Raw genomic sequence first — 5,561 nt, forward strand, 5'->3', positions numbered from 1 at the left:
TAGACTATCTCAACGCCTACTTTGGAGTGTAATCATCAGGAAATTGCTTGACAACAAGATAGAACATTACCCGGACGATTTACGATGCCCGGGCCGTCGAACGCTCAGACTTGTTGGCCCATAGCGGGTTCACGGTAGAGCCGCGCTCGAATTTACCGCTTACAGCATGCACGCTGCTAAATGTGAAATGGCCCTACCCCGGGACGGAGAGGATGGTGGTGCTGCGGAGTTTTTGGGGCCCCCGTCCAACGCCGTCTTTGTGGACAGACGACCAATTGCTCGCGAAGCATGCGGAAGCGATGGCCGACGTCTTGCAAATTCATAGCCTGCCCCGGTTTATCACCCTGCGCCGCTGGAATCAAGCGTTACCCCACATTCCCGAGGGGCTAAGGCTTCCAAGGGAAATTCCCCAGAGTCCGGGACTGTATCTGGTGGGGCCCACGGTCGGTGGTTTGGGACTTTCTGACTGTGTCAAAACCGCATGGGCCGTGGCGAGGGACATGACACGGTTGCAATGCGCATCCTAAAGACTCGAGGGACATTTATCTTAACCAACTGGACAGAGAATATAGGCGCCCCGATTATGGGGTGCCTTCGGTGTCTCGGTGACCGGTTAAGTACCATACTTGGGCCGGCCTGCCCAGGCGAAAGCGGTCTCCGGTCCATCGCGACACAGATAGTTTTTCAGGGGATTCCTGATCTCGGCGCTTCGGTACAGTGACGAGATTGGTATTGTGGGCGCTGCGGCGGTCATTGGCCGGGAAAAAGAGACGGTTGCAATCGTGTCGGATTCACGGCGTTCTGCTGACTGCCGAGTAGCCTCGGCTGTCCGGTATAGCCATAATCTTTACGCCGCACTGCTGCGCGAACTGCAAGATGGCTTGGACTATGCGAGCGCAGGTCCCGTGACCTTTCCGCGGAGAGTCTCAGAATCGAACCCAGCTGCCCCGAGCGCCTTAGCCCAAGATCCGAAACGATAGGTTGCGGCCGACACCAAACGATTGTCTCGTGCTTGTATTGCACGGGCATATAATGAATGGCCTTGTTGTGCATGACGATGAATCTCCGCCAAAATCCTCTCGCAGGTCACTAACCCACGCAGGTGGGTCATGGCACCATGGCGGCTTCATGGAGCTGGCTGAGCAGCCTTCACTACCTCGCCCCGCGATCCGAAATGGCGGCGTCCGGCAGCGAGAAGGGAGGCGTTCTGCTGCTGCAGTGCCTGTAGTGACCGAGCGTTGCTTGCTTTGGGAGGTGGTGTCCGACGCTTGGAAGGCCCATTCCGTTTGGACTTGGTTTTTTGCTCCGAAAAGACGAAAGGGCCCCGTTTTGGCAGCCCCCTTTTCCTCGTCGATGGCGGACCGCTTACGAGTGGATGGTGAGATGGGAGAGCGCTTTGGCCGCGCGGTCCCGGGCCTCCTCCACGGTATCGGCTGAACTGAGCACTACGCCAAGCCGCCTGCCAAGGGTAGACTCGGGCTTCCCAAAAAGGCGCATTTGCGTCATCGGCACCGCCAACGCCTCGCCGATTCCATCAATGTAGTAGACACCGGCGATGGGAGACTTGAGTGCACGACTAGCGCTGGGCCGATTCAGGACGATTTCCGGAATGGGAAAGCCGAGAATGGCCCGCACATGCAGCGCGAACTCGGAGAGATTCTGTGACACCAAACTGACCAGTCCAGTATCGTGCGGACGTGGGGACACTTCGCTGAAATAGACGCGGTCGCCTTGCACAAAGAGCTCCACGCCAAAAATGCCGAGTCCGCCCAAGCCATCAGTCACTGTCCGGGCAATGGCTTCCGCCTTGTCCTGCACGACCGGCGACAGGCATTGCGGTTGCCACGATTCCACATAATCGCCCGACTTCTGCACATGGCCAATCGGGGGACAAAAGAGGGTGCCCGACACCGTTCGTACCGTAAGAAGGGTAATTTCAAAGTCGAACGGGATGAATTCCTCGGCAATGACACGCGTGTTTTGCACTCGTCCGCCCGAGACAGCATAATCCCACGCTTGGCGAAGCTCATCCTGGCTATGGGCAATGCTTGGTCCCTTCCCGGATGAGCTCATCAGCGGTTTCACCACGACGGGAAATCCCAACGCATGGGCGGCCTCCTGCAGTTCCTCCCAGTTGTTGGCGAATTGATATCCCGCAGTAGGAACGCCGAGTTCCTCTGCCGCAAATCGGCGAATGCCCTCCCGATCCATGGTAAGGCGCGCTGCGCGGGCGGTGGGGATGACGCGCAGTCCTTCGGCCTCCAGTTCCTCCAACGCGGAGGTTGCGATTGCCTCAACCTCCGGTACCACTACATCGGGCGATTCTTCCCGAATGAGGGCCTTCAACGCATCGGGATCCAGCATGTTGATGACGTGCGAACGATGCGCCACCTGCATACCAGGTGAGCCAGCATAGCGATCCACGGCAATGGTTTCAACGCCCAGCCTTTGTGCCTCAATCACGATTTCCTTGCCTAATTCACCGGCTCCCAAGAGAAGAATCTTGTGTGCGCCCTCGGATCCCGGGGGTGAATACGCCATGGAGAGCCTCCTGTCTCTCAAAGTGTCGTTGCTTAGTATGCTCCATCAACTGCGTCAGCGGCAGATGGGGCGACATTTCTCATGTATTGGTGCGACCGGGATGCGGGGTGATGACGAGGGTGTCATTGCCGCCCGCATCGATTTCACACCGGATCGGGACCTTGTCCTGTACGCGCTGATGACGGAAGTTTACGCTTTTGAAAACGGAGATGGATGCTTAGCCACCCGCCGCCATCCTAAGTGGTCGTTCCTCGCGTCAAGCGCCCACCGAACTCGTCATCGACCGCTGTACCCTTCCCGCCGCACAGGCCTTAAGAATGTGCCGCGTACCTCCGGCGCGTCTGAAGCCACGAGACTTTCTGGGAGGCCACCCAAAGCCCCGGGGAAGTTATCATGAATTCATGAAGCGCCCGAGCCCGCACGGTCATCTCAATACCGTTTAAGAATAGCCTATCGACCTTTCGAGATAACGCCCTATTTCGCTGAGTAATGATTTCAGAAACCGAAGAATCCGGTGGTGAGTCCTCGCCCATACATAGCCCATAGAAACACGTTGAGAGCAAACAAAATCCATTTGGGGTTGACGTTCCATCCCTGGAGAAACTCGCGTGGGTCACGGTCAGGGCCAAATGCCGCTAATAGGATGATGGCTAAGAGCGCTAACGCGCCGTACAGGAGATGAAGGGGGTCCGTCGGGCGTTTGCCGGTAAGATAGAGGGCAACCCCGGCCGCTCCTAAAATGACGGTAATCCATTGAGCAACCCGTTGCCAGCGCCAAAAAGCGGGGGATAAAGCTTCGGGCTTGGCCTGTTTAAGAGTCCATCCGGCCACGACGCCGGAGATGATAAAACCGATAATCGCCGCTAAAATGTGAATCCACAAGAGTGCGGAATCCATGGCACGCTCCTCGTAGTTTTGCCATAATTTTACCAAACCATGAGGCGAAGTCCTAATTCAAAAGGAAGACGGGTCTCGTCGACCGTCTTCCTGGTTTCCTTCTTATCTAGACCTTAATGCTGATGGGAAGCCTTGCGCATGGGAGACAAGGCGCCGAGGGCGAGGAATACGCCCAACAGTATTTCGAACACCCCAAGTCCCATCTGCGCTCCGTTGAGGCCAACGAATCCCATGCTCAATGTGCCGAATCCGATGATCCCAAGAATGCTTCCCAACACCATCCGAATCATGGACCATATTGACTTAGAACGCATTCTGTTCATCTCCCTTGACAGTCAGCGCGGGCGGGGTGTCCGCGGGCTCACGGTTATAGAAGTTCTTCCAAATCAGCTTGTGGACGCCGAGATAACGCGGGAGCTTGTTCCATCCGGGAATCCATGGCGTGAGCGCCAGAGCCAGCCAGAAGAGAAATCCGATGGCGAGCGCCACGGCATCCGCAGCCGGCGAGTTGGCAACAAATCCCCACTGGTAAATCCAAGTCGGAATGGTCATCCACCAAGCAGCTGGATATCCAGCCACCGCCGGGTGGGCAATTCCCCACTGTTCGCCCAACAGCTGCAACGGAGTCGCGGCTTGATGCAAGGGCGCGCCTTGAAGGAACAGCAAGTAATTCTGGTTGTCAAAGCGCGTAACCACTTTCGGATTGCGAATCAAGGCTCCAGAGTACAATCCACTCTTGCCCAAAGCCAGCCCCTCGCTCATCAACTGCGGCACTGGTCCATAGTTGCCGGACGGCACGACGACCTTGCCATTAACCACGTGGGCTTTGGCCAACGCGGTGTTGTAGTTGGTCTCCCAAGTGCTCTGGGTTTTCGCCGAGGCCGACTCAAACGCATTGAGCGTCGGGCCAAAGCCGGGGTTGACCGTCGCTGCCATGGATAGGGGCTTCAAAATGAAATCTTGGGCGGTATTCACAGGATGCAACACGCCTACTGCCTTTTGGATCGGGCTTTCGACGTTGCCCGTACCGTTGTTGTACGGCGGTCCGTAATTGGCGATTCGGCCTTTCCCATCCAAGGCGTTAAGGGCCACTTGTTCAAATCCAATCGGATTGGTTTGTGCATAGTGCTGGATGGTCAACGGCTGCTTTTCCGGAACCCCGAAGAAGATGGAGGCCAAGAGAACCGCCGCTATGACAATGCCAAGGGTGGTGAACAGGTGCTTGACGAAGTCTTCTGGCACCATACGATAGTTTTTCACTACGTCATCGTGGAGTTTGATACTCATGACTATTTCACCGTTCCTTTCGCGCTATCCGACTTGGCATCCGGATAGGGAGGGACAACGCTCTTCATGCGAACACGCGTGATGTGCAGCCCGATGACGGCAGTCAGCACCAGCGGCAAGACCACAACGTGCATGCCGAACATCTGTCCCGAGTTCGTCAAGTTGACCCATCCCAACCCTAATGCGTTCAAGCCGTCCTTGGCCTGCACGGCGTTCCATTGGGAATAGAGGTCACCGTTAATGAGGAAGCCGGTAAATGCGGTGGGGATTGCAATCAGCAGCGCAATGGCTCCCAAAAGCCATGTGGCTCCGCGTCCACCGCGCCAAGCGCCGGTAAAAAATACCCGCCAGAGATGCAACATCATAAAGAAGAAGAAGGCTTGAACGGCCCAAAAATGAGTCGCGGCAACAAAACGCATGGCGCCGTTGTAGGACCATGTGTCGGGACCATTCATGACCATGAGAACGCCGGAAATAACTAAGACGACGAAACTTGATGCGGTGAGCGAACCCAACATGTACATGAAACCTTGGGCGTACTCGGGCATTTCCGAAGGCAGCCAAGTTTCGGCCGATAGGACTTCAGACAACATCTTTTTGGATGTTAGAGTCCAGTTCGCCAAGAGGACCACTTCCTTTCGAATCTAGGTGCACCGGCCGATTAACGATGATGACGGCGGGGCCACAGTAAGGCGACGACGAACACTACCAACATGAGACCTTCAACAATGAAATTTCCTGATCCCGGGGACATCAGCGCACCTCCCTTGAAAAAAGATTTGTTGTACCGTATTTAGGGCCTGAACTGACGCAACTACAACACATGTAGCGGTGGT

The 5,561-nt window shown here is 56.0% G+C and carries 7 protein-coding genes; 1 reads left to right on the forward strand and 6 read right to left on the reverse strand.

Translation table 11 applies throughout. The features are described 5' to 3' along the window. Positions 1-212 precede the first annotated feature (212 nt). On the forward strand, positions 213-527 hold the full coding sequence (locus tag HIJ39_RS21150) for a hypothetical protein (RefSeq protein ID WP_169103024.1): 315 nt from the start codon (positions 213-215) through the stop codon (positions 525-527). Between the two features lie 359 nt (positions 528-886). On the opposite strand, the gene HIJ39_RS25310 is transcribed toward HIJ39_RS21150, so the two are convergent. The 6 genes from HIJ39_RS25310 to HIJ39_RS21175 all read right to left on the reverse strand — a co-directional run bounded on the left by HIJ39_RS25310 (position 887) and on the right by HIJ39_RS21175 (position 5,357). Further along, on the reverse strand, positions 887-1,111 hold the full coding sequence (locus HIJ39_RS25310; RefSeq protein ID WP_420824589.1) for a homing endonuclease associated repeat-containing protein: 225 nt from the start codon (positions 1,109-1,111) through the stop codon (positions 887-889). Positions 1,112-1,365: 254 nt separating this feature from the next. Next, positions 1,366-2,541, reverse strand: a complete 1,176-nt coding sequence (purT, locus tag HIJ39_RS21155; RefSeq protein ID WP_169103025.1) for a formate-dependent phosphoribosylglycinamide formyltransferase — start codon at positions 2,539-2,541, stop codon at positions 1,366-1,368. Positions 2,542-3,036: 495 nt separating this feature from the next. Next, complete coding sequence (locus HIJ39_RS21160; protein ID WP_169103026.1) at positions 3,037-3,438, reverse strand: hypothetical protein; 402 nt, start codon at positions 3,436-3,438, stop codon at positions 3,037-3,039. A gap of 113 nt (positions 3,439-3,551) precedes the next feature. Beyond that, positions 3,552-3,752 (reverse strand): hypothetical protein, encoded by a 201-nt coding sequence (locus HIJ39_RS21165; RefSeq protein ID WP_243239884.1) that lies wholly within the window; start codon positions 3,750-3,752, stop codon positions 3,552-3,554. Next, positions 3,742-4,725, reverse strand: a complete 984-nt coding sequence (locus HIJ39_RS21170) for a cytochrome B6 (RefSeq protein WP_169103028.1) — start codon at positions 4,723-4,725, stop codon at positions 3,742-3,744. Before HIJ39_RS21170 ends, HIJ39_RS21165 begins: the two co-directional genes overlap by 11 nt. A gap of 2 nt (positions 4,726-4,727) precedes the next feature. After that, entirely contained in the window at positions 4,728-5,357 is a 630-nt protein-coding gene (locus HIJ39_RS21175) for a cytochrome b N-terminal domain-containing protein (RefSeq protein ID WP_169103029.1), read from the reverse strand. Positions 5,358-5,561 lie beyond the last annotated feature (204 nt).

Origin of the sequence: Sulfobacillus harzensis (assembly GCF_012933365.1) — a bacterium.
Lineage (GTDB): Bacteria > Bacillota > Sulfobacillia > Sulfobacillales > Sulfobacillaceae > Sulfobacillus_B > Sulfobacillus_B harzensis.